Source organism: Vibrio sp. S12_S33 (assembly GCF_963889785.1).
GTDB classification, from domain to species: Bacteria; Pseudomonadota; Gammaproteobacteria; order Enterobacterales; family Vibrionaceae; genus Vibrio; species Vibrio aestuarianus.
Window position 1 is genome coordinate 1 of record NZ_CAWPQZ010000260.1, and the last position, 443, is coordinate 443.

Sequence of the window (443 nt, forward strand, 5' to 3'; positions counted from 1 at the left end):
GCGGTTGACGTTTACCACGACGTTTAATGGTCGTCGTTGTGGTGGTGATAACCTCATCTTCCGCTTTCGCCGCTTCACATTCTGCCTCATTAAAGAGGTCACCCTGTGCTTCGTTATATGGCTTTAATGCTTCCGAGCGTTTGGCGAACTGACGGTCAAGGGCGAGTTTGAACTGTTCGATTAAGGCTTGGTATATCTGACTTTCATTGAAGTTAACTCATTGTAAAGTTGTCTATTTTCATAGGTTTATGGCCGATTATTGTGAAGCCAGATAACAGTCTATCTAAGTCAAATTGAGTCAGGGTGTACATCTGTTTTTTCTCTTGAGTGGGCCATTTAAATTTGGCTTTTTCGAGCCGTTTGTACCACAGGGCAAAACCCGTTTTATCCCAATACAACACTTTGACTTTGTCGCGTTGTTTATTGGTAAATAGGAACAGTGC

The 443-nt window shown here is 42.7% G+C and carries 1 protein-coding gene and 1 pseudogene; both read right to left on the bottom strand.

Translation table 11 applies throughout. The features are described 5' to 3' along the window. A pseudogene (locus AACW06_RS20075) lies at window positions 1-190 on the bottom strand (IS66 family transposase); the annotation flags it as partial. A 22-nt stretch (window positions 191-212) separates the two neighbouring features. Then, a partial coding sequence (gene tnpB / locus AACW06_RS20080; protein WP_192076389.1) for an IS66 family insertion sequence element accessory protein TnpB occupies window positions 213-443 on the bottom strand: 231 nt, incomplete at its 5' end.